Genomic DNA, 22,308 nt, shown 5'->3' with positions numbered 1-22,308 from the left:
CGGCGCGCCGCCGCCCGCGCGGCGGCGCCCGGTTCAGCCGCCCGCCACCCGGCCGCCGAGCACCCGCGCGCGGATGCGGTCGCGGACCTCCTCGGTGAGGCGGGCCAGGGCGCCGGATACCGCGGGCTCGGGCGGCACCGGGTCGTCGATGCGCCGGGCCTCGTCCGGGAGCCGGGCCAGATCGGCCTCGAAGCGCTCGCGGGCGGCCGCGAGCGGCGCGGGGGCGGCGACGCGGTGGCCGCCGGTCATCACCGTCTCCAGGAGCGGCTCGGTGCCGGGCGGCGGCGCCTCGTCCCGCAGCCCGACGACATCGGCGGCGCCCGGGCCGCGGAAGACCTGCTTGGCCCCCGGGGCGGTGGCCTTGGCCGCGGACAGCTTCATCACCGGCCGCCCGCCGTAGGCGACCAGCTTGTAGGCGGAGTCCAGATAGGGGGCGTCGGCCGAGACCCCGACGCGGGTGCCCACGGCATAGACGTCGATCGGGGCGCCGGAGCGCACCAGGCGGTCGACGGCGTGCTCGTCCAGGCCGCCGCTGGCGACGATCCGCACCTCCGGCAGTCCGGCGCCGTCCAGGATCCGCCGCGCGCGCACGGCCAGCGCGCCCAGGTCGCCGCTGTCGAGCCGGACGGCGCAGCCGGGCCCGTACCCCAGGTCCCGCAGCACCCGCGCCGCCGTCCCGACGCCCGCCTCGGTGTCGTAGGTGTCCACCAGGAAGGTCACCGGGCCCGGATGGGCCCGGGCGAAGGCGCGGAACGCGGCCTCCTCGTCCTCGTGCGCCTCGACGAAGGAGTGCGCCATGGTGCCGACCGCCGGCATCCCGTAGGCCGTGGCCGCGGCCACGTTGCTGGTGCCGGCGAAGCCCACCAGGGAACCGAGCCGGGCCATGCGCAGACCGGCCTCGACCCCGTGGGTGCGGCGCAGCGAGAAGTCCACCACCGGGCGGCCCGCGGCGGCCAGGACGCAGCGCGCCGCCTTGGAGGCGACCGCCGTCTGGTGGCTGAGCTGGTTGAGCAGGCAGGTCTCGGCGAGCTGGGCCTGCGGCAGCGGGGCGGTCACCTCCAGCAGCGGCTCGCCGGCCAGCACGATCCGCCCCTCGGGCACGGCCCGCACCTCGCCGGTGAACTCCAGTCCCCGCAGCGGCTCCAGGTCCTCCACCGGGCGGTGCAGCGCCTCGGCGAAGGCGGCCGCCTCCGCGGAGCCGACCCGCAGCCCCTCCAGGTACGCCAGCGCCGACTCCAGGCCCGCCGCCACCAGGAAGCCGCGGCGCGGCGGCAGCTTCCGCACGAACAGGCTGAAGGTGGCCTCGCCGGTCATGCCCTCGCGCAGGTACGCCAGGGCCATGCTCACCTCGTACACGTCCGTGGTGAGCGCTCCGGGGACGGTCATCTGTCCGGTCATACCCGAAGTGTCCGTCCGCGCTCCTCCGGTCGCACGTCCGCGCCGCACGTCCGCGCCGCACGTCCGCGCCGCGTCCGAGCGTGGCGGGGCCGGCCGCCCACGGACCGTCAGTCCGGCTCCATATAGGGACGGCGGAAGGCCGGCGCGCGACCGGTCCCGTACGGGCGCACGGCCGCCAGCGCCCGGTCGACCGCGGCCTGGAGCGGGCCGCCTGTGTCCACGGAGACGGCCTCCGTCCACGGCGGTTCCCGGGCCTCCATCACGGCGGCCACCTCCGGCCCGGCGTCGGACGTCCCCCGCGGCCGGTTGGCCAGCCGGAACGCGGCCACGTCGCCCGACGTCCGGCAGTGCAGGGCCACCAGGTCGGCGCTGGTGCGCTCGGCCACCCGCCGGGCCGCCTCGCGCTGCTCGGGATCCGTCCAGCTGGCGTCCAGCACCACCGACTCGCCCGAGGACAGCAGGGCGGCCGCGCGGTCCAGGAGGGCCGCGTAGGTGGCGCGCGTCCACTCCGGCGTGTACAGGCCCTCGCCGTAGGGGGCGGCCGACGGCTGCTCCACCGGGACGCCCGCCAGCTCCTTGCGGAGGCGGTCGCTGCTGAGCAGCGTGACGCCCAGCCGGTCCGCCAGCGCCCCGGAGAGCGTGGACTTGCCGCGGCCCGGCAGCCCGCCGACGAGGACCAGCCGCACGGCGGAGGCGCGCAGATGGTGCAGGGCCGCGGTGACCAGCCGCTGCGCCCGCTGCGCCGCGTCCGGCGCGCCCTGGGTGGCCTGGATGAGGGAGACCTTGGCGCGGACGAAGGCGCGGTAGGCGACGTAGTGGTGCCACAGGGAGGGCGGCGCGGGGTCCCCGGAGTACTCGCTGTACCGGGCGAGGAAGAACGCCGCCGCGTCCGGCGCGCCCAGCCGCTCCAGGTCCATCGCGAGGAACGCGGCGTCGTCGAGGCCGTCGACGTGGCGCAGCCGGTCGTCGAACTCCAGGCAGTCCAGGACGCGCGGGCCGTCGTCGAGGCAGAAGACGTCCTCGGCCAGCAGGTCGCCGTGGCCGTCGACCACCCGCCCCTGCCGGATGCGGGTCTGGAACAGCACCTCGCGGCCCCGGAGGTAGCGGCGCACCAGCCGCTCGGTCTCGGCCAGCCCGTCGGGCGGCGCGATCTCGTCCGCCAGGTCGCGGACCTCGGCGAAGCTCGCCTCCCAGCGCCCGGCGAGCGCGTCCCGGGTGCCCTCGCGCGCCACGTCCGGGCCGCGCGGCGCGTCCGCGTGCCGCGCGGCGAGCAGCCGCGCCACGGCCCGCAGCGGATCCTCCACGTCCGCGCCCCGGCGCACCATGTCGGCCAGACGGCGCTCGGCCGGCATGCGGCGCATCACCACGAGCGGCTCGGGCTCGCCGGACCCGCCCGCGTCCCCGTCCGCCGGCCCGCCCGCGAACGCGCCGGGGAACGCGCCGGGGCAGCGGACCTCCGCGATCCCCAGGTAGACGTCGGGCGCGAAGCGGCGGTTGAGCGCGACCTCCCGCTCGCACCCCCGCCGCCGGGCGGCGGGGGTGGTGAAGTCCACGAACCCCAGGCCGACCGGCTTCTTGAGCTTGTAGACGCGGTCCCCGAGGAAGAACAGGACCGCGGTGTGGGTCTCGCGGACGTCCGCGCGCGGGGACCGCGCCACCGCCGGTCCGGTGTCGGCCCGGGGTGCGGGACCGGTGGTTCGAGGTGTGGGCATCCTGTCGCTCCCTGGCTGTGCGGATGGGCGGTTCCGGGCCGCCCGGGCGCCGGGTGGGGAGTACCGGGGAGGCCCGGTCCGGAAACCCCGCCGCCCCGTCCGGACCGGGGGCGCGGACCGTGCGCCGTCCGATGGAACCCCCGTGGCCCCGGGGTTACCGTGGAGGAAGAGGCCGGACGCGCATCGACGCCGAGGAGGTGCCGTCGATGCCCGATGCGACGACCACCGCGGCGAACGGACCCGGCGGGCGCTCCGCGCCCGGGCGGGCCGACGGTGCGCCGCCGGTCCGCCCGGCCGCACCACGGCGGCGGACGGAGAGCGCCGCGGGAGCGCACGGTCACGCGGAGGACCGCGGCGGGCGCGGACACCGGGCGGGCCGCCGCCCCCGCCCCCGTCCCGCGGCAGCGGGGCCCGGGGTCCGGCCGAACGCGTCCGGACCGCATCGGTCCCGCACCACCACAGGGAGCAGACGATGGCGCACACACAGGACTGGAAGGTCCGCCTCCACCTCTACGAGGACGGGGGGACGACGAAGGCCCAGGCGGTGCTGGACCTCGGGGGCACGGCGATCACCGGGCAGGGTGTCGCGCGGCGCAACCCACACGACAGGGACATCCCGGAGATCGGCGACGAACTCGCGGCGGGCCGTGCGATGAACGACCTGGCGCAGAAGCTGCTGAGCGTCGCGCGCAGCGACATCGAGGGCGTGGCGCACCCCGGTCCCTGAGTCCGGCCCGAGCCGGCGCGGCGGGACCCCGGCGCGCCCCCGCCCGCGGGCGCGCGCCGGGGTCCGGCCGTCGCGCCGGGCCCCGCGCACACCGACCGGCCGGCGAGCCACGACCGGGGAGGTCCGGTGAGCACGCAGCCACTGCCCGAGGAGCGGGTCACGGCCCTGGTCCGCGACGCCGCCGCGGCCCCGTCCATGCACAACGCCCAGCCGTGGCGCTTCCGCTATCTGAGGGACGAGGGCGTCTTCCAGGTGCGCGCGGACTTCGGGCGCGCCCTGCCGCACGCCGACCCCGACGCGCGCGCCCTCCACATCGGCTGCGGCGCCGCCCTGCTCAACCTGAGGGTCGCGCTCGCCCACGAGGGGCGGCGCGCGGTGGTCCGGCTGCTGCCGGACCCGGACGACCCCGCCCTGCTCGCCGTGGTGCGGCCGGCCGGTCCGGAGAGGGGCGAGGGCGAGCTCGGCGCGCTCCACCCGGCCGTCCACCGCCGGCACACCAGCCGCCTGCCGTTCGCCGAGACCGAGATCCCCGGGACGCTGCGCACCGCCCTGTCCGACGCCGCCCGCCGGGAGGGCGGCCTGCTGGACTTCCCCAGTCCGTGGCACCTGCGGTGGGTGCTGGAACTGGTCGAGGAGGCCGAGGCCCGCAACCGCACCGACCGCGGCGAGGCGGAGGACCTGGCGCGCTGGACCCATGTGGACACCGCCGTGGCGGACCTGGCCGACGACGGGATCCCCGGGTACGCCTTCGGGCCGCGCAGGCTCGACGGACGCGCCCCGGTACGGGACTTCGCGGGCGCCGGGCGGGTGCCCGGACGGCGCCCGGCGCGGTTCGAGCGCTCCCCGCAGGTCGCCCTGCTCAGCACCCTGAAGGACCGGCCCGAGGACTGGCTGCGGGCGGGCCAGGCCATGGAGCGCGTCCTGCTGCTGGCCACCCTGGAGGACCTGGTGTGCTCGCCGGCCAACCAGCCCGTGGAGTGGCCCGACCTGCGCTGGCCGCTGCGCGACCCGGTGTCGGGCAGGGGACAGGTGCAGATGGTGCTGCGGCTGGGCTACGGCCCGCCCGGGCCCGGCACCCCGCGCCGCCCGCCGGACGAGGTGCTCGACATCGAGCCCTAGCCGCCCCCGGTCCCGCCGATCCCCCCGGCGGGGGGATCGGCGCGGTCAGCGGGGGGAGTAGGTCAGACAGTCCGCCGAGTCGTGCCGGGCGCCCACCGAGATGCCGGTGGCCTGGCACTCGAAGTCGGTGTTGTACCGGCAGTCGGACATCTTGCAGGCCCCGACGTGCGCGGCCGCCTCGGGGCTCCCGCCCTTGCGCGGGGCGGTGAAGAAGGTGTCGCAGTGCGCGTGCAGGGGGTCGCCGACGGTGATGGCGAGCGCGTGGCAGGCGTGCTCCCTGTTGTACACGCAGGGCTCCACCGCGCACTCGGTGACAGCGGGCATCTCCATGGGGGTCTCCAGTGCTCCTCGGGTGTTCTCCGGCGTCCGCCTGCGGGCGCGGCCGCCCGGGGAGTGGTTCCCGCCGGGTGGCGGTGCCCCCCTGCCGGGGACCGGAGTTCACCCGAAGGACGGGTACGACGGGCCGTCGGCCTCTCGGCAGAAAAAGTATGCCAAGCAGACGAAAAGACGATATGCGCGCGACTGGCCTCCCCCGAGGAGCGGCCGGGAGGCACGGCGCCGGGGGAGCACCGGGGACGGGACGGGGGTGGGACGGCGGTCCGCCCGGGTGAACCACTACCTTTGGGGAAAAGGCTCTTGGGCCTGACGGAAGGACCGGATGGCATGGGGAGCGAGAAGGACGCAGGGCGTCTGCCTCGGCTGCAGTTGGACGAGTTGCTGGACGAGCTGCAGGCTCGCGTCGACGCCGTGCGGGGCACCCGGGACCGGGTGCACAGCCTGCTCGAGGCCGTGATGTCGGTGGGGCAGGAGCTGGACCTGGCCCACGCCCTCCAGCGGATCGTCGAGGCCGCGGTGCTGCTGGTCGACGCCGAGTACGGCGCCCTCGGCGTCATCGGCGAGGACGGCCGGCTGTCCCAGTTCATCCCGGTGGGCGTCGACGAGGAGCTGATCGACGCCATCGGCCCGCTGCCGTCGGGCCACGGACTGCTGGGCGAGCTGATCCGCCACCCGGAGCCGCTGCGCATCCCGGAGCTGGCCGAGCACCCCAACTCCTCGGGCTTCCCGCCCAACCACCCGCCGATGCACTCCTTCCTCGGCGTGCCGATCCGGGTGCGCGAGGAGGTGTTCGGCAACCTCTACCTGACCGAGAAGCGGGGCGGCCGGGAGTTCGACGCCGAGGACGAGGCGGTGCTGTCCACCCTCGCCGTGGCGGCGGGCGTGGCCATCGAGAACGCACGCCTCTACGAGCAGGCACGCAACCGCGAGCGCTGGATGGAGGCCAACGCCGAGATCACCGCCGGACTGCTGTCCGGGGTGGACGAGCACGAGGTGCTGGCGCTGGTCGTCGACCACGCGCGCCACATCCTCTCCGCCGACCTGGGCGTGCTGGCCCTGCCCCTGGAGGACACCGGCAACCTCCAGGTGGTGCTGGCCGAGGGGGAGGGGAGCGAGGGGTTCCGGGGGCTGGTGCTGCCCCGTGAGGGGTCGTTCGTGGGGGCGGCGCTGGCCGCCGGCGAGGCGATCACCAGCGCCGACATCGCGGACGACCCCCGGATCACGGCGGGTACGGGGCGCTGGAAGGGCATGGGCCCGGTGGTGGCGGTGCCGATGGGCGCCGGCGACGGGGTGCACGGTGTGCTGCTGCTGGCGCGCCGGGAGAGACGGGCGCCGTTCACGGAGACGGAGACGGCGCCGCTGACGTCCTTCTCCGGACAGGCCGCGGTGGCCATGGAGCTGGCGGAGCGGCGGCGGGCCGCCGAGCAGGTCGCCCTGCTGGAGGACCGCGACCGCATCGCCCGCGATCTGCACGACCTGGCCATCCAGCGGCTGTTCGCCACCGGGATGACGCTGCAGAGCGCGGTGCGCTTCGTCCAGCACCAGGAGGCGAGCGAGCGCCTGCTGCGGGCCGTGGACGACCTGGACGAGACGATCAAGATCATCAGGTCGACGATCTTCGGCCTGCGCAGCCACGGGAGCGGCCCGTCCCGCCGGCAGGGGCTGCGGGTGCGGGTGGCCCGGCTGGTGGAGGAGGCCGTGGGGAACCTGGGGTTCACCCCGGCCCTGCGCATGGAGGGGCTGGTGGACACCGACGTGCCGCCGGCCGTGGCCGATCATGTGGTGGCGGTGCTGGCGGAGGCCCTGTCGAACGTGGCGCGGCACGCGCGCGCCACGGCGGCCGAGGTCTCGCTGGTGGTGGCGGACGGGTCCCTGACCGCCACGGTGGCCGACGACGGGGTGGGCGTTCCGGAGGGCGGCCGTCGCAGCGGTCTGGTCAACCTGGCGGAGCGGGCCGAGAAGCTCGGCGGTGAGCTGCTGGTGGAGAGGCCGCCGTCCGGCGGCTCCCGTCTGGTGTGGCGGGTGCCGCTGAGCGGGGGCTGAGCGCGGCGCACGGCCTGCCGCGGGTCCCGCCCCGCCGCGGGGCCCGGTCCTCGCCGTGCCTTCCCGTGCGGCCGGGCTCCTGTGGGAGTGGGACCGGGACCGGGTTCAGATGCTCCGGGCGGTCCGGTCGGTCCGGGCGAGTTCGCCGGCGACCGAGTGGGCCCACCGCCGGACGCGTTCGCGGTCGCGGAAGTCGCCGCCCCTGCCCCGGGCGACGAGCTGCCGGGCGATGAAGCCGCGTGCGTTTTGGTCCAGCCGGCCGCCGAAGGTGGTGTGGCCGCGTGCGCCGAGCAGGGTGACGACGCGTGCCGCGCCGGGGGCGGGCGGGATGTCGCGTTCGCCCGCGGAGGGGTCCAGAGGGCCGCTGCTGAACAGCCACACCGGGAGCCGTTCCAGTGCCCGGCGGTGGCGGCGGGCGAAGCGGGTGGCCTCCCGGAGCCAGCGGCCCGCGTACAGGCCGGAGCCCAGCAGGACGGCGTCGTAGGGGTCGAGGGTGTCGAGCGCGGCGGCCTCGCCGGCGGGCAGGACGTCGGCGGTCAGGCCGCTCTCCCGCAGGGCTCGGCCGATCCATTCGGCGATCTCGGCGGTGGAGCCGTTCCTGGAGCCGTAGGCGACGAGTACGTGGTGCTGCGGGGTGTGCGGGGTGGTCATCGGTGATCGCCTTCCTGTGCGTGGCCGTGCGTGGCGGTGCGCGGCCGTGCCGGGGGCCGCGCGGGCCGGGTGGGTGCCCCGCGCGGCCGGTGGTGCGCCTCCTTCCGCGGGCGGCGCGTCAGTGGTGGTGGAGCCACCTGTCGGCGATGCCGTGGAGTGCGGGTTCCTCGGGCCGCAGCCGTGAGTCGTCCAGGCGGTAGGAGAGGTGGCTGACGACGTCGACCACGCCGTCGAGGCGGCGGATGATGGCGGTGGCCACGGGGATCTCGCTGCGGCGCTCGACCTGTCCGGTCAGGGTGACCACGCCGTCGGCGACGGTGACCCCCACGGTGTCGGGGGAGAGCCACAGGGACCGGATCAGGACCTCGTCGACGACCTGGGCGCGGATGGCGGCGTCCGGGCGGAGGAAGACGCCCAGCAGGTCGCGGCGGGTGACGATGCCGACGAGGCGTTCCTCCTCGTCCAGGACCGGCAGCCGCTGGACGCCGTGCCGGACCATGGTGCGGGCCGCGCGCGCGACGGGGTCCAGGGCGTGGACGGTGACGGCCGGGGCGGTCATCAGCTCGCCGGCGGTGAGGGGGCGGCCGGAGGCGGCGCCGCGGCGGGCGGCGCGGGTCAGCGGTGCGCGGTGCGCGGAGCCCTCGGCGCCCTGGCGTGCCTGGTGGGTGAGGAGGTCGGTCTCGGAGACGACGCCGAGGACCTTGTCGTCGTCGTCCACGACGGGCAGGCCGCTGACGCCGTGCCGTGCGAGCAGGCGGGCGATCTGCTTGAAGGGGGTCGCCGGGCGGGCCTTGACGACGTCGGTCGTCATGACGGCGCCGACCGCTTCGTGCTTCATGGTGTCCTCCGTGTCTCTCTCCGGCGGGCGTGTCAGCGCAGCCGGCGCAGGTGGGGGTCGTGGGCGTGCCTGGGCAGCAGGCGTACGCGGGCGTCGACGGCGGTGGTGCCGTCGGGCCGGGCCACGACCGGGTTGAGATCGGCCTCGGCGAGTTCGGGCAGGTCGCAGGCCATGCGGGACAGCCGCAGCAGGATCTGCTCCAGGCCGTCGAGGTCCACCGGCCCGCCGCCGCGGTGCCCGAACAGCAGGGGCGCGCAGCGGGGCGCGGTGATCAGGTCGTGGACGTCCCGGTCGGTGAGCGGGGCGAGGCGGGCGGCGTGGTCGGCCAGGACCTCGGTGGCGGTGCCGCCGAGGCCGAAGAGGACCAGGGGGCCGAAGACCTCGTCCTGGACGACGCCGGCGACCAGTTCGGTGCCGCGCCGTGCCATGGGCTGGACGATCGCGCCGGTCATCGCGTCGCCCAGGCGCGCGGTCAGGTCCCGCCAGGCGGTGCGTACGCCGTCCTCGCCCTCGAGGTCGAGGACCACCGCGCCCTGGTCGCTCTTGTGGAGCAGGCCGGGCCAGTGGGCCTTGAGGGCGACGCGTCCGTCCGGCCCCGCCAGGCGGGCGGCGGCCTCGGCGGCGGTGTCCTCGTCGTCGGCCCAGGCCTGGGGGAGGCGGGGGACGCCGTAGTGGTCGAGGAGGCGGGCGCAGTCGCGGGGGTCGAGCCAGCCGCCCGCGGGGTGGCCGGCGAGGAAGGCGTCGACGAGGGCGCGGGCGGCCTCGGTGTCCACGCCGTGGAGTTCGGGGACCTCGCCGGGCGGGCGGCCGAGCCAGCGGGTGCGTTCGGCCGCGTGGGCCAGGGCGCGGGCGGCGTCCTGGGGGTCGGCGTACGCCGGGAGGGTGGTGCCGTCGCCGGTGTGGAGCAGCCGGACCCGTTCGGCCTGGTCGGGCAGGACGGCGACGATGGTGCGGGAGGGGTGGGCGGAGGCGGCGCGCAGCAGTTCGCGGACCGGGTCGTCGCCGGTGGCGGCGGCCGTCGCGGTGGGCACCAGGACGGCCAGGACGGCGTCCACGCCTCCGTGCTCGGCCAGCCGTCCCACGCAGTCGGCCAGCTGCGGGCCGGTCGCGGCCGCGCCGGCGTCGACGGGGTTGGCGGTGGAGGCGCCGGGGGGCAGGGCGCCGCGCAGCGCGGCGGCGAGGGCGCCGGGCAGTTCGGGGACGGTCAGGGACGCCTCGGCGCAGGCGTCGGCGGCCAGGACTCCGGCGCCGCCGGCGTTGGAGACCACGGCGACGCGGGTGCCGGTGGGCAGGGGCTGGGAGTGGAGGAGGGCGGCGGCGTCGAGGAGTTCGCCGATGCCGCGGGTGGCGATCACTCCGGCCTGGGTGAACAGGGCGCCGCGGGTCATGGTGGGGGTGGCCGCGGCGGCGGTGTGGGAGGCGGCGGCGCGGCGTCCGGCCTCGGAGCGTCCGGCGTCGACGGTGAGCACGGGCATGCGGCGGGCGACGCGGCGGGCGGTGCGGGAGAAGGCGCGCGGGTTGCCGAAGGACTCCAGGTGGAGGAGGGCCAGGCCGGTGCGGCCGTCGCCCTCCCACCACCGGAGCATGTCGTTGCCGCTGACGTCGTACTTGTCGCCGAGGGAGGCGAAGGTGGAGACGCCGATGCCCAGGCGGGTCAGTCCGCTGCGCAGGGCGATGCCCACTCCGCCGGACTGCACGGCGACTCCGGCGGTGCCGGCCTCCGGGGGCGCGGCGGCGAAGGTGGCCTCCAGCCGGATCCCGTCCTCGGTGTTGGCGACGCCGAGGCAGTTGGGGCCGACCAGGCGCATGCCGTGGCGGCGGCAGGCGGCCAGCAGGGCGGCGCCCTGTTCGGCGTCGAGGCCGGAGCTGAGGACGACCAGGGCGCGGACGCCGGTCTTGCCGCACTGCTCGGCGGTCTCGGCCACGGCGTGGGCGGGGACGGTGAGGACGGCCAGCTCGGGGGCCTGGGGGAGGGCGGTCACCGAGGGGTGGGCGGGGACGCCCTCGACGGAGCGGGCGCCGGGGTTGACGGCCAGCAGGCGGCCGGTGAAGCCGGTGCGGCGCAGGTTGCGCAGGACGGCCCGGCCCACCGATCCCTCCGAGCGGCCCGCGCCGACCACGACGAGGGAGCGCGGGCGCAGCAGGGGGCGGAGGCTGGCGGTGTCGGCGGTGCGGGCGCGCTCGTCGACGGCGGTCAGGTAGTGCTCGTCGGGGTCCAGCCGGATGGTCCAGCGGACCTCGCCGTCGTCGTGGTGGCGGGTGGTGCGCAGTCCGAGGTCGACGAAGACCTTCTGCACGGCGTGGTTGTCGGCCAGGGCGCCGGCGGTGAAGACGGTGACGCCGGCGGCGCGGGCGGCGTGGACGAGGTGTTCGAGCAGCAGGGTGCCCACGCCGCGGTGGTGGAACTCGTCGGCCACCGCCAGCGCGACCTCCGCCGTGCCGCCGTCGTCGCCCTCGTACTCGGCGATGCCCGCGACCCGCCCCTCGTGGAGGGCGAGCAGGGCCAGGCTGCCGGGGCGGGGCGGGCCGCAGACACGGCGGGCGGCCTGCCGGCCCAGTCCGCGGCCGGAGCCGAAGAACCGCAGGCGCAGGTTCTCGGACGACATCCGCTCGTAGAGCCCCTCGACGCCGGTGCGGTCCTCGGGGCGGGCGGGGCGTATCTCCACGGTCCGGCCGTCGGCCAGCAGCGCGTGGGTCCGCCGTACGGGGGGTGCGGTGTCCGTGGTGCCCCTGGTGCCTGTCATGGCCGGTCCTCTCTCCGTCTGCCTCGTCTCCAGGGTGGGGCGGGGGCAGGGGGGTTCCCAGGGCCGGCAGGGACCCGGACGGGGGACCGTTCGGCCCCCTGCCGGTCCCGGCGGGCCGCCGGTCGGGCCGGTCGGGTCCACCCGTCGGGACCTGTGTCCCCTCGCGGCCGCGGGTACCCGGCAGCAGCCTGGAAGAGGAGCGGAGGGCCGTTCCGTCCGGAGGCTTGGAGGTACACACCATGACCCGCACCGTCACCGTGGGCCTGGACGGCTCGCGCGAGAGCCTGGCCGCCGCGGAGTGGGCGGCCCGCGAGGCGCTGCGCCGCGAGCTGCCGCTGCGGCTCCTGTACGTGCAGGAGAGCGACTCCCACCCGAGGGTCCTCTCGGAGCTGGACCCGGAGGCGCGGGAGCGGTGGGAGGGGCTGCCGGACGAGACGGCGGCCGATCTGGTCCGCCGCCACCCGGGGCTGGATGCCGCCGTGGAGCGGCTGGCCGGCCGTCCGGCGGAGGTGATCGGGGACGCGGCCGGGGAGGCCGGGCTGCTGGTCCTGGGCTCGCGGGGCCGGGGGGCGCTGGCGGGCTTCCTGGTGGGCTCGGTGGCGCTGTCCACCGTGGCGCACGTGGGGTGCCCGGTGGTGCTGGTGCGGGCCGGGACGGCCGAGCGGGACACCGCCGAGGTCGTGGTGGGGCTGGACCTGGCCAGGCCGCGCGAGGAGCTGCTGGAGTTCGCCTTCGACGCCGCCGTCCGGCGCGGGGCGCCGCTGGTGGTCGTCCACGGCTGGGACCCGCCGCCGGTGTACGGCATCAACCCGGTGGCCGTCAGCCCCCGTCTGATCGACGACCTGGCCGAGGAGAAGGCCGACGCCCTGGCGCGTGTGCTGGCTCCCTGGCGGGAGAGGCACCCGGGGGTGGAGGTGAGGCCGCGGGCCGTGGTGGGCAGGGCCGCCCACCATCTGCTGGAGGCCGCCGAGAACGCCTCCCTGGTGGTGGTGGGGCGCCGCAACCGCCGTGCCCGGCTGGGCTTCCACACCGGGCCGGTCACCCATGCGCTGATGCACCACTCGCCGGCGCCGGTGGCCGTCGTCCCGCACGACTGAGCCGCGCCGTTGCACGGCCCGGCCGGCCCGTCGCGGGGCGGGCCGGCGCCGGGCGATCCGCGCAGGGACCCCGCGACCCCATCCGCCGAGGCGTTCCGTTGCCGGGCCGGGGCCCGTACGCCAGGGCCCGTACGGACGTCGAGCCGTTGAGGAGGACGACCATGGTCCGCTACGTCCAGGACTTCGCCGAGGGCGGCCGGGAGCAGGCCGACCTGCTCGGCGGCAAGGGCGCCAACCTCGCCGAGATGACCCGCATCGGCCTGCCCGTGCCGCCGGGCTTCACCGTCACCACCGAGGCGTGCCGGGTCTACCTGGCCACCGGCGCCGAGCCCGAGGGGCTGGAGCGCGAGCTGGCCGAGCACCTGGCGGCGCTGGAGCGGACCGCCGGCCGTGTTCTGGGCGACCCGGACGATCCGCTGCTGCTGTCGGTGCGCTCCGGCGCCCGCTACTCCATGCCGGGGATGATGGAGACGATCCTCGACATCGGGCTGAACGACGCCTCCGTGCACGGCCTGGCCAAGAGCTCCGGGCGCGAGGGCTTCGCCTGGGACTCCTACCGCCGCCTGATCCAGATGTTCGGCACCACGGTGCTGGGGATCGACGGGGCCCTGTTCTCCGAGGCGCTGGCCCGCCGCCCCGATCCGGGGCACAGGCGGCTCCTGGTGGAGGACTTCAAGCGGATCGTGCGGGAGCGGGCGGGCGAGGAGTTCCCGCAGGACCCGGGCGAGCAGCTGCGGCGCTCGGTGCGGGCGGTGTTCTCCTCGTGGAACGTGGAGCGCGCCCGGGTCTACCGGCGCCGCGAGCACATCCCGGACGACCTGGGCACGGCCGTCAACGTCCAGGTGATGGTGTTCGGCAACACGGGCCCGGACTCGGGCACCGGTGTGGCCTTCACCCGCGACCCGGCCACCGGGCTGCAGGGCGTCTACGGCGACTACCTGGCCGACGCCCAGGGCGAGGACGTCGTCGCCGGCATCCGCAACACCGTGCCGCTGGCCGAGCTGGAGCGTCTGCAGCCCGAGTGCTACGCGCAGCTGTGCGACCACATGGCGGCGCTGGAGCGGCACTACCGGGACCTGTGCGACATCGAGTTCACCATCGAGCGCGGCAGGCTGTGGATGCTGCAGACGCGGGTGGGCAAGCGCACCGCCGAGGCCGCCTTCCGCATCGCCGCCCAGCTGGCGGACGAGGGGACGATCGGCTGGGACGAGGCGCTGGACCGGGTGAGCGGGGAGCAGCTCGCCCGGCTGATGTTCCCCCGTTTCGACACCGAGGGGGCCGGTGCGCCGCTGGCCCGCGGTGTGGCGGCGTCGCCGGGCGCGGCCTTCGGGGCGGTGGTCTTCGACTCCGCCGAGGCCGTCCGCCGCGCCGCGGCCGGTGAGCGGGTCGTGCTGGTGCGCGGCGAGACCACGCCCGACGACCTGCCGGGCATGGTGGCCGCCCAGGCGGTCCTGACCAGCCGGGGCGGCAAGACCAGCCACGCGGCCGTGGTGGCCCGGGGGATGGGCCGGGTGTGCGTGTGCGGTGCGGAGGACATCGGGATCGACGCCGCCGCGCGCCGCTTCACCGTGGGCGGCACGGTGGTCGCCGAGGGCGAGGTGGTGTCCGTGGACGGGTCGGCCGGCGCCGTCTACCTCGGTGAGCTGCCGCTGGTGGGCTCCCCGGTGATGCGGTACTTCGAGACGGGGGAGCGGCGGCCGGGCGTGGTCGAGGCGGTGGCCCGGCTGATGGAGCACGCCGACGCCGCGCGCCGCCTCCAGGTGCGGGCCAACGCCGACACGCCCGAGGACGCCGAGCGGGCCCGCCGCTTCGGCGCGCGGGGCATCGGCCTGTGCCGCACCGAGCACATGTTCCTGGGCGAGCGGCGGCGGCTGGTGGAGGCGATGATCCTGGCCCGGAGCGACGCCGAGCGCGAGGAGGCGCTGGCGGCGCTGCTGCCGCCGCAGCGCGACGACTTCGTGTCGATGCTGGAGGCCATGGACGGCCTGCCGGTGACCATCCGCCTGCTGGACCCGCCGCTGCACGAGTTCCTGCCCGACCACACCGAGCTGGCGGTGCGGGTGGCCTCCGCCGAGGCGGCCGGGGGCGAGCCCGACCCGCACGACGTACGGCTGCTGCGGGCCGTGGAGCGGATGCACGAGCACAACCCGATGCTGGGGCTGCGCGGGGTGCGGCTGGGCCTGGTGGTGCCGGGGCTGATCGCCCTGCAGGTGCGGGCGGTGGGCGAGGCCGTGGCGCGGCGGCTGCGCGACGGCGGCGACCCGCGGGTGGAGATCATGGTGCCGCTGGTGGACACCTCCGACGAGCTGCGGACGGTGCGCGAGGAGGTGGACGCCGTGCTGGCGGAGGTCTCCCGGGAGACGGGCGTGGAGGTCGGCTGCCCGGTCGGCACGATGATCGAGCTGCCCAGGGCGGCGCTGACCGCGGACCGGATCGCGCGGGAGGCGGAGTTCTTCTCCCTGGGCACCAACGACCTGACCCAGACCACCTGGGGCCTGTCCCGCGACGACGTGGAGGCGTCGTTCCTCTCCGCCTACCTGGAGCGGGGCATCATCGAGACCTCGCCGTTCGAGACGCTCGACCGGCAGGGGGTGGGCCGTCTGGTGCGGATCGCGGTCGCCGAGGGCCGTGCCGCCCGGCCGGGGCTGACGGTGGGGGTGTGCGGCGAGCACGGGGGCGACCCCGAGTCCGTCCACTTCTTCCACGAGGTGGGCCTGGACTACGTGTCCTGCTCCCCCTTCCGGGTGCCGGTGGCCCGGCTGGAGGCGGGCCGCGCGGCCCTCGGCCCGGACCGGGGGCGGGCGGCGACGGCGTGACACCGGGGGACGGCCGGGCGGTGATCAGGGGACGGCCGGGCGGGAGCGGCCCGGCGTCCGCCCGCCGCACGGGGCCGAACGGACCACCGGGGGGACGGACGGCCCCAGGCGGAAACGGACTTTTCCGGCCAGGCTGGTAGGTGACGGGACGCATGCCGGTGCCCCGTCGCGCACGGCAGGACGGGAGGAACGACGATGGACGCCGACGCAGCCGGGCCCCGGGGCCATGTGGTCGTCGGGGTGGACGGCTCCCGGCACGCCGAGCTGGCGCTGGAGCGGGCGGCGGCCGAGGCGCGGCGCCTGGGGGTGCCGCTGGAGGTCGTGCACGGCCGTCCGTGGGCCGCGCTCCCGCAGACCGGGGCGGAGCCCGCCGCGCACACCCCCTCCCGCGAGGACGCCCGGGCGCTGGCGGAGGCGGCGGCCGGACGGGCCCGGCGTCTGGCGCCGCGGCTGGAGGTGCTGGCCTCGGCCGTGGACGAGGACGCCCCGGACGCCCTGGTGCGCCTGAGCCACCGGGCGGCGCTCACCGTCGTCGGCTCCCGCGGGCTGGGCGGGTTCACGGGCCTGCTGCTGGGGTCGGTGGGGCTGCGGGTCGCCGCGCACACCGCCGGACCGCTGATGGTGGTGCGCGGCGACCCGCCGCCGGAGCACGACCGCGCCCGGTACGACACCGTCGTGCTGGGCGTGGAGAGCGAGGCCGACGCCGACGCGGTCGGCCTGGCCTTCCGGGAGGCCGCCGCGCGCGGCGCCCGCCTGGTGGCGCTGCACGCCTGGACCTACCGGCACCTCGCCCCGCCCGGCGAGCCGCTGGTGCCCACCAGTCCGCGGCGCGAGGACGTCGCGCGGGTCGCGCGTGCCGAGGCGGCCGCGGCCGAACGGGTGCTGGATCCGTTCCGGAGCCGGTACCCGCAGGTGCGCGCGCAGGTCAGGGCCGTCAACGGCGGCGCGGCCCACGCCCTGGTCGAGGCCAGCGAGACGGCGGACGTGGTGGTGGTCGCCGCCCACCGCGGGCGCGGCCGGCTGGCGATGCGGCTGGGTCCGGTGGTGCACTCCCTGCTCCACCACTCCCACTGCCCGGTGCTCGTGGTGCCGGTCCCGCGCGGCGGGGGACACGGCGGGGGAGGAGGGGGATCATGACCGTTCTGGTGGGGTACGCCAGCGCCCACGGCTCCACCCGCGAGATCGCCGAGCGGATCGGGGCCCGGCTGGCCGCGCGGGGCGTCGAGGCCGAGACCGCGTCCCTGGAGGCGGTCGGCGAGGTGGGCGGCTACGACGCCTTCGTGCTGGGCAGCGCCGTCCACGGGATGGCCTGGCTGCCGGCGGCCACCGGGTTCGTCCACGCCCACCGGGAGCTGCTGGCCGGCCGGCCGGTGTGGATCTTCAGCGTCGGCATGCCCGCGGCCCTGCGCGGCCCGTGGAGGCCCATGGCGGCCAGGGAGGAGCCGAGGGTGACCGAGGAGGTCCTGGCCGACCTCGGCCCCCGCGACCACGCCATGTTCTCCGGGGTCGTCGCGCCGGAGAACCTGTCCGGCGCCGGACGCGCGGTCTTCCGGGCGATGGGCCTGCGCTACGGCGACTACCGCGACTGGGAGGCGGTCGACGCCTTCGCCGACGCCGTCGCCCGCTCCCTGCGCCCGGTCCCCGGCCGGACCCGGGCGGCTCCGAACGCCGGGAAACGAAGGAGCTGATCACCGTGGTCTCCATGGCGGCATCCAAGACCCGCCGGCCCGTGGCGGTGGACGCGGAACTGGACGAACCGCTGTCGAGGTGGTTGTGGCTGGTGAAGTGGATCCTGCTGATCCCGCACTACCTCGTGCTGTTCCTCCTGTGGTGCGCGTTCCTCGTGGTGAGCGTGGTCGCGTTCTTCGCGATCCTGTTCACCGCGCGCTACCCCAGGCCGCTGTTCGACTTCAACGTCGGCGTGCTGCGCTGGAGCTGGCGCGTGGCCTTCTACTCGACCGGCGCGTTCGCCACCGACCGCTACCCGCCCTTCAGCCTGGACCGGGAGCCGGACTACCCGGCGCGGCTGGACATCGGTTACCCCGAGCGGCTCTCGCGTGGCCTGGTCCTGGTCAAGTGGTGGCTGCTGGCGATCCCGCACTACATCGTGATCGCCTTCTTCGCCGGCGGAGGCGGCAGCGGCGGCGGCGCGGAGGGGCAGTGGTTCTGGTCGGCGGGGCTCATCACCGTCCTGGCGTTCATCGCGATCATCGCCAAGGCCTTCACCCGCACCTACCCGAAGGGGCTGTTCGACCTGATCGTCGGACTCAACCGCTGGGTGCTGCGGGTCGTGGCCTACGCGGCCCTGATGACGGACGTCTATCCGCCCTTCCGGCTGGACATGGGCGGCTCGGAACCGCGGCCGGAGCGGGCGCCGTGATCAGGGCGGTGGCGGTGGTCCTCCTCGTCGCGCACGCGCTGGTCCACTTCAGGATCTGGGTGACGCCGCCGGACCCCGAGAACCCGCCCCCCTTCTCCCCGAGCCGCTCCTGGGCGCTGTCGGCCGCCCACGTCACCGAGGAGACCTCCCGGGCCGCGGCGACGGGGCTGGCGGTGGTCACGGCCCTGCTGTACGCCATCGCGGGCGTGGCCCTGCTGGCGGACGCCGGCTGGTGGGCCCCGGCGGCGGTGGTGGCGGCGGCGGGCGGGCTGGTGCTGAAGGTGGTCTGGTTCGACCCGTGGCTGCTGCTGGGCATCGCGCTGGACGCGGGGATCATCCTGGCCGTGACGCTGGCCTGGCCCGCCTCCCTGTACTGAGACCCCGCCCCGCATTGAGACCCCGCCCCGCGCCGGGGCCCGCGCCGGACCGGCCCGGTGCGGCGCGCGGTCCTGCGGACGCAGGCGCCGGGCCGCGAGCCCCCGCCGCGGCCCCGAGCGGACACGTGACGAACCGGAGCAGACCATGCAGGATCCGCCCGCCCTCCCCTCCGCGCCCCGGGCCGCGCGCCCGGACGGCCTCGCCGAGGAGGAGGCCGCCCGGCGCCTGGCGGAGCCGGGGCGCGACGAGGTGGGGCGGCCGCCGGCCACGCCGCCGTGGGCGCGCGTGGCCGCGCGGCTGCGCGATCCGCTGGTCCTGGTCCTGCTCGGCGCGGTGGTGCTGGCGGTGCTGACCGGCGACCACGGCGACGCGCTGGTCATCGCCCTGGTGATCGTGGTCGGCACGGGCGTGGGGGTGGTCCGGGAGCGGCGCGCCGACCACGCGGTCGCGGAGCCGGCCGCCCTGTCGGCGCCCCTGGCCCGGGTGGTGCGCGGCGGCGCCGAGCGGGAGGTGCCCTCGGCCGAGGTGGTGCCCGGCGACGTGCTCCTGCTCGGCGAGGGCGACATCGTCCCGGCGGACGCGGACCTGCTGCGCTCCTCCGCCCTGTCGGTCGACGAGTCCGCGCTGACCGGCGAGTCGGCGCCGGTGGACAAGGACGTCCGCGCCGCCGGCCCGGGGGCCGCCCTGCGGGCGGGCACCGTCGTCGTACGCGGCCGCGCGGTGGCCGCCGTCACCGCCACCGGGGCGGACAGCGCGCCGGGCCGCGTCGCCGTCCCGCAGCGCCCCCGCCGCGAACCCACCCCGCTCCAGCGCCGCCTGGCGGGACTGGGCCGGGTGCTGACCGCGGTCGCGGTGGGCCTGTGCCTGGTGGTCCTGCTGCTGGGCCTGGCCCGCGGCCAGACGCTGGAGACGATGGCCCTCGTCGCGATCGGCCTGGCGGTGGCCGCCGTCCCCGGGACGCTGCCGGCCGTCGTCACCCTCGCCCTGGCCCTCGGCGCCCGGCGGATGGCCGCCCGCGACGCGCTGGTGCGGCGGCTGTCGGCGGTGGAGACCCTCGGTTCGGTCACCGTGCTGGCCACCGGCAAGACCGGCACCCTCACCGAGGGGCGGATGGCCGTGGAGCGGGTGTGGACCCCCGAGGGCACGGTCCGTCTCACCGGAGGCGGGTCCGGGCCGGCCGCCGGGCTGCCGGCCGGGGACGGGCCGCCCGGCCCGGCCGCGACGGAGGCCGTACGGGCCCTGCTGACCGCCGCCGTGCTGTGCAGCGACGCCGCGCCGCGGCCCCCGCACGAGGAGGAGGGCCGGTCGGCGCTCGGCGACCCCACCGAGGCGGCCCTGCTGGCCGCGTCCGCCGAGGCGGGCCTGGACCGCGCCGGGGTGCTGCGCGAGCACCCCCGGATCGGCGAGGTGCCCTTCGACAGCCTCCGCAGGCGCATGACCACCGTCCACCGGGAGCCCTCCGGGGGGTGCGTGGTGTGCCTCAAGGGCGCCCCCGAGGCGGTCCTGAACGGCTCGGTCCTGGACGAGACGCCCCAGCGGCTGGAACGCGCCCACCGGGAGGCCGCCGCGCTGTCGGCGGAGGGCTACCGCGTCCTGGCCGTGGCGTCGGGTCCGCTCGGCGAAGCGCCCGCAGGCTGGGAGGAGGCCGTCGGCGGGCTGCGGCTGCTGGGCCTGGCGGCGCTGAGCGACCCGCCCGAGGAGGCGGCCGGGGCCGCCGTCGCCGCCTGCCGGGAGGCGGGCATCACCCCCGTGATGATCACCGGGGACCATCCGGCCACCGCCCGCGCGGTCGCCGCCCGGCTCGGCATCCTCGACCGGGGCCCGGGGCCGACCGGCACCGACGGGGCCGCGCCCACCGAGCCCCCCGAGGTGGTCACCGGCCGCGCCCTGGCCGCCGGGCAGATCGCCGACCCCTCGGCGGTACGGGTGTTCGCCCGCACCGACCCGCGGCAGAAGGTGGACGTCGTCCGGGCCTGGCGGGCGCGCGGCGCGGTGACCGCCGTGATCGGCGACGGCGTCGGCGACGGCCCGGCGCTGCGGCGGGCCGACATCGGGGTGGCCATGGGGCGGCGGGGCACCGAGGCCGCCCGGCGGGCCGCCGACCTGGTGCTCGCCGACGACGAGCTGCGCACGGTGGTCGCGGCGGTGGAGGAGGGCCGGCGGGTCCACGACAACATCCGCCGCTTCCTGCTCCACGGCCTGGCCGGGGGAGCGGCGGGGATCCTGGTGATGCTGACCGGCCCCCTGTTCGGCCTGGTGGTGCCGCTGAGGGCGGGCCAGATCCTGTGGATCGGCCTGCTCGCCCACGGTCTGACGGGCGCGGCCATGGTGGCCGAACCCGTCTCCCCGGGCGCCATGCACCGGCCGCCGCGGTCCCCCGGCCGGTCCGTGCTCGGCGACGGCCTGTGGCCGCGGATCCTGCGGCTGGCCGGGCTGATGACGGCCGCGAGCCTGGCGGCGGCGCTGTGGGCACGCGGTGCGGGGCAGCCGTGGCAGACCACGCTCTTCCTGTCCCTGCTGGCGGCCCAGCTCGGCGTCGTGCTGGGGCTGCGGGAGCGGTTGCTGACGCGGGAGAACCCGCTCCTGCCGGCGTCGGTGCTGGTCGCGGCGGTGCTGGGCGCGGCCACCGTGGCGGTGCCGTTCCTGCGGACGGTGCTGCTCACCGAACCGCTGGGCGGGCCCGCCCCGGCGGCCGTCCTGGCCGCCGGGGCGGCGGGGTTCGCCGGGGCCCGGTTCGAGAGCCGTTCCACGCGCGGTCCCGCGCCGTCCGGCGGTCCGGCGGGCGCCCGGCGCGGTCCGGCGGGCTGAGGTGCCGGGGCGCCACGGCCGGGCCGGGCGGGAACGGCCGCGCCGCCGTCCTCGCCCGCCCCCGGCCGGCGCCGCCCGGTCAGCGCGGGGCGGGCGGCGGCACGAGGACGTTGTCGCCGGTGCGCCCGGCCAGGTGGTCCTCGACGTTGAGCGCGGTGGCCCCGACGATCTGCTCCACCGCGTCGTGGGTGAAGTACGCCTGGTGGGAGCTGACCAGGACGTTGCGGAAGGTCATCAGCCGGGCGAGCGTGTCGTCGGTCATCACGTCCAGCGACCGGTCGAAGAAGAACACCCCGGCCTCCTCCTCGTAGACGTCCAGCCCCACCCCGTCCAGCCGGCCCTCGCGCAGGGTCTCCACCAGGGCGTGGGCGTCCATCAGGCCGCCCCGGCTGGTGTTGATCAGGATCGCGTCGTCCTTCATCCGCCGCAGGGCGTCGCCGTCGACCACGTGGTAGGTGTCGGGCAGCAGGGGCAGGTGCAGGCTGACCAGGTCGGACTCGGTGAACAGCCGGTCGCGGTCGACGTACTCCATGCCCAGCGCCAGGCACTCGGGGTTCTCGGCGACGTCGGAGCCGAGCAGGCGCATGCCGAAGCCCGCGGCGATGCGGGCGAAGGCCGCGCCGATCTTCCCGGTGCCCAGGATCCCGGCGGTGCGTCCGTGGAAGTCGCGTCCCATCAGGCCGTTGAGCCGGAAGTCGAAGTCGCGGGTGCGGACCACCGAGCGGGTCACCCGGCGGTTGACCGCCAGTGCCAGGGCCCAGGCGAACTCGGCCACCGAGTAGGGGGAGTAGTGCGACACGCGCGCCACCGACAGGCCCAGTTCCCGGGCGGCGGCCAGGTCGATGTTGTTGTGGCCGGTGGCGCGCTGGGTGATCAGCTCGGTTCCGCCGTTCGCCAGGGCGGCCAGGACGTCCCTGTCGAGCACGTCGTTGACGCTGCTGCACACCACCGCGCACCCGGCGGCCGTCGCGGCGGTGTCCCGGTCCAGGACCAGGTCCAGGCAGCGCAGGCGGTGCCGCCCGCCGAACGCCTTCTCCAGCAGGGGCCGTTCGTCGGCGACGACCCCGTAGGCGACGATGTCCACCGCCTTCCCCGTGACGCCGTCCACCGTGCCGTCCACCGCTTCCTCCACCGCTGTCTCCCTCGCTGTCCGTGTGTCCGTCCGTGCCCGTGCGTGCCCGTGCGGGTCCGGCCGGCCGGACCCGCACGGGCCGGGGCGGGCCGGGGCGGGCCGGCGGGGTGCCGGGTCCCCGGCCGGCGC

17 protein-coding genes are annotated in these 22,308 nt (G+C 76.9%); 10 read left to right on the top strand and 7 right to left on the bottom strand.

Annotated elements, in window-relative coordinates; genetic code table 11:
- Nucleotides 1-33: 33 nt before the first annotated feature.
- Nucleotides 34-1,398 carry a nicotinate phosphoribosyltransferase gene (locus tag QC029_RS05015; protein WP_279554151.1) on the bottom strand — a complete coding sequence of 455 codons (1,365 nt, stop codon included), beginning with the start codon at nucleotides 1,396-1,398 and terminating at the stop codon, nucleotides 34-36.
- A gap of 107 nt (nucleotides 1,399-1,505) precedes the next feature.
- Entirely contained in the window at nucleotides 1,506-3,110 is a 1,605-nt protein-coding gene (locus tag QC029_RS05010) for an AAA family ATPase (protein WP_279554150.1), read from the bottom strand.
- Nucleotides 3,111-3,582: 472 nt separating this feature from the next.
- Between QC029_RS05010 and QC029_RS05005 the strand changes: the two genes are divergently transcribed.
- The gene (locus tag QC029_RS05005; protein ID WP_279554149.1) at nucleotides 3,583-3,837 is read left to right on the top strand and encodes a DUF1876 domain-containing protein; all 255 of its coding nucleotides are present in this window, start codon (nucleotides 3,583-3,585) and stop codon (nucleotides 3,835-3,837) included.
- 126 nt (nucleotides 3,838-3,963) lie between these two features.
- A complete protein-coding gene (locus QC029_RS05000) occupies nucleotides 3,964-4,956 on the top strand; it encodes a nitroreductase family protein (protein WP_279554148.1) in 993 nt (330 codons plus the stop codon).
- 45 nt (nucleotides 4,957-5,001) lie between these two features.
- Here the strand turns inward: QC029_RS05000 and QC029_RS04995 are convergent, their stop codons facing one another.
- Entirely contained in the window at nucleotides 5,002-5,286 is a 285-nt protein-coding gene (locus tag QC029_RS04995; protein WP_279554146.1) for a DUF1540 domain-containing protein, read from the bottom strand.
- A 333-nt stretch (nucleotides 5,287-5,619) separates the two neighbouring features.
- On the opposite strand from QC029_RS04995, the gene QC029_RS04990 reads away from it, so the two are divergent.
- Nucleotides 5,620-7,335, top strand: a complete 1,716-nt coding sequence (locus tag QC029_RS04990; protein ID WP_279554145.1) for a GAF domain-containing protein — start codon at nucleotides 5,620-5,622, stop codon at nucleotides 7,333-7,335.
- 105 nt (nucleotides 7,336-7,440) lie between these two features.
- Here the strand turns inward: QC029_RS04990 and QC029_RS04985 are convergent, their stop codons facing one another.
- From QC029_RS04985 to QC029_RS04975, 3 genes are all read right to left on the bottom strand, one after another.
- Nucleotides 7,441-7,986: a flavodoxin domain-containing protein gene (locus QC029_RS04985; protein ID WP_279554144.1), complete on the bottom strand. Its 546-nt coding sequence runs from the start codon at nucleotides 7,984-7,986 to the stop codon at nucleotides 7,441-7,443.
- 118 nt (nucleotides 7,987-8,104) lie between these two features.
- Nucleotides 8,105-8,824, bottom strand: coding sequence for a CBS domain-containing protein (locus QC029_RS04980; protein ID WP_279554143.1), 720 nt, complete (start codon nucleotides 8,822-8,824; stop codon nucleotides 8,105-8,107).
- 32 nt (nucleotides 8,825-8,856) lie between these two features.
- Nucleotides 8,857-11,568 carry a GNAT family N-acetyltransferase gene (locus QC029_RS04975; protein WP_279554142.1) on the bottom strand — a complete coding sequence of 904 codons (2,712 nt, stop codon included), beginning with the start codon at nucleotides 11,566-11,568 and terminating at the stop codon, nucleotides 8,857-8,859.
- A 239-nt stretch (nucleotides 11,569-11,807) separates the two neighbouring features.
- Between QC029_RS04975 and QC029_RS04970 the strand changes: the two genes are divergently transcribed.
- The 7 genes from QC029_RS04970 to QC029_RS04940 all read left to right on the top strand — a co-directional run bounded on the left by QC029_RS04970 (nucleotide 11,808) and on the right by QC029_RS04940 (nucleotide 21,047).
- Nucleotides 11,808-12,665, top strand: a complete 858-nt coding sequence (locus QC029_RS04970; RefSeq protein WP_279554141.1) for a universal stress protein — start codon at nucleotides 11,808-11,810, stop codon at nucleotides 12,663-12,665.
- A gap of 161 nt (nucleotides 12,666-12,826) precedes the next feature.
- Entirely contained in the window at nucleotides 12,827-15,481 is a 2,655-nt protein-coding gene (gene ppdK / locus QC029_RS04965) for a pyruvate, phosphate dikinase (protein ID WP_279554140.1), read from the top strand.
- A gap of 195 nt (nucleotides 15,482-15,676) precedes the next feature.
- Complete coding sequence (locus QC029_RS04960) at nucleotides 15,677-16,618, top strand: universal stress protein (protein ID WP_279554139.1); 942 nt, start codon at nucleotides 15,677-15,679, stop codon at nucleotides 16,616-16,618.
- The gene (locus QC029_RS04955; protein ID WP_279554138.1) at nucleotides 16,615-17,169 is read left to right on the top strand and encodes a flavodoxin domain-containing protein; all 555 of its coding nucleotides are present in this window, start codon (nucleotides 16,615-16,617) and stop codon (nucleotides 17,167-17,169) included. The genes QC029_RS04960 and QC029_RS04955 overlap by 4 nt, the downstream gene beginning before the upstream one ends.
- Before the next feature lie 14 nt (nucleotides 17,170-17,183).
- Complete coding sequence (locus QC029_RS04950; RefSeq protein WP_279554137.1) at nucleotides 17,184-17,861, top strand: DUF4389 domain-containing protein; 678 nt, start codon at nucleotides 17,184-17,186, stop codon at nucleotides 17,859-17,861.
- Nucleotides 17,858-18,238 (top strand): hypothetical protein, encoded by a 381-nt coding sequence (locus QC029_RS04945; protein WP_279554136.1) that lies wholly within the window; start codon nucleotides 17,858-17,860, stop codon nucleotides 18,236-18,238. Before QC029_RS04950 ends, QC029_RS04945 begins: the two co-directional genes overlap by 4 nt.
- Before the next feature lie 145 nt (nucleotides 18,239-18,383).
- On the top strand, nucleotides 18,384-21,047 hold the full coding sequence (locus QC029_RS04940; protein ID WP_279554135.1) for a cation-transporting P-type ATPase: 2,664 nt from the start codon (nucleotides 18,384-18,386) through the stop codon (nucleotides 21,045-21,047).
- A 79-nt stretch (nucleotides 21,048-21,126) separates the two neighbouring features.
- On the opposite strand, the gene QC029_RS04935 is transcribed toward QC029_RS04940, so the two are convergent.
- Nucleotides 21,127-22,131 (bottom strand): 2-hydroxyacid dehydrogenase, encoded by a 1,005-nt coding sequence (locus QC029_RS04935; RefSeq protein WP_279554317.1) that lies wholly within the window; start codon nucleotides 22,129-22,131, stop codon nucleotides 21,127-21,129.
- Between the last annotated feature and the right edge of the window lie 177 nt (nucleotides 22,132-22,308).

The organism is Streptomyces sp. DH37 (genome assembly GCF_029813835.1).
Taxonomy (GTDB): domain Bacteria; phylum Actinomycetota; class Actinomycetes; order Streptomycetales; family Streptomycetaceae; genus Streptomyces.
This window is presented reverse-complemented; position numbering and strand designations above follow the sequence as displayed.

Excerpts from the sequence above, each read along its gene's own strand:
- QC029_RS05015 (WP_279554151.1), bottom strand. The coding sequence starts at position 1,398 with ATGACCGGACAGATGACCGTCCCCGGAGCGCTCACCACGGACGTGTAC.
- QC029_RS05010 (WP_279554150.1), bottom strand. The coding sequence starts at position 3,110 with ATGCCCACACCTCGAACCACCGGTCCCGCACCCCGGGCCGACACCGGA.
- QC029_RS05005 (WP_279554149.1), top strand. The coding sequence starts at position 3,583 with ATGGCGCACACACAGGACTGGAAGGTCCGCCTCCACCTCTACGAGGAC.
- QC029_RS04995 (WP_279554146.1), bottom strand. The coding sequence starts at position 5,286 with ATGGAGATGCCCGCTGTCACCGAGTGCGCGGTGGAGCCCTGCGTGTAC.
- QC029_RS04990 (WP_279554145.1), top strand. The coding sequence starts at position 5,620 with ATGGGGAGCGAGAAGGACGCAGGGCGTCTGCCTCGGCTGCAGTTGGAC.
- QC029_RS04985 (WP_279554144.1), bottom strand. The coding sequence starts at position 7,986 with ATGACCACCCCGCACACCCCGCAGCACCACGTACTCGTCGCCTACGGC.
- QC029_RS04980 (WP_279554143.1), bottom strand. The coding sequence starts at position 8,824 with ATGAAGCACGAAGCGGTCGGCGCCGTCATGACGACCGACGTCGTCAAG.
- QC029_RS04975 (WP_279554142.1), bottom strand. The coding sequence starts at position 11,568 with ATGACAGGCACCAGGGGCACCACGGACACCGCACCCCCCGTACGGCGG.
- QC029_RS04970 (WP_279554141.1), top strand. The coding sequence starts at position 11,808 with ATGACCCGCACCGTCACCGTGGGCCTGGACGGCTCGCGCGAGAGCCTG.
- ppdK (WP_279554140.1), top strand. The coding sequence starts at position 12,827 with ATGGTCCGCTACGTCCAGGACTTCGCCGAGGGCGGCCGGGAGCAGGCC.
- QC029_RS04960 (WP_279554139.1), top strand. The coding sequence starts at position 15,677 with ATGGACGCCGACGCAGCCGGGCCCCGGGGCCATGTGGTCGTCGGGGTG.
- QC029_RS04955 (WP_279554138.1), top strand. The coding sequence starts at position 16,615 with ATGACCGTTCTGGTGGGGTACGCCAGCGCCCACGGCTCCACCCGCGAG.
- QC029_RS04950 (WP_279554137.1), top strand. The coding sequence starts at position 17,184 with ATGGCGGCATCCAAGACCCGCCGGCCCGTGGCGGTGGACGCGGAACTG.
- QC029_RS04940 (WP_279554135.1), top strand. The coding sequence starts at position 18,384 with ATGCAGGATCCGCCCGCCCTCCCCTCCGCGCCCCGGGCCGCGCGCCCG.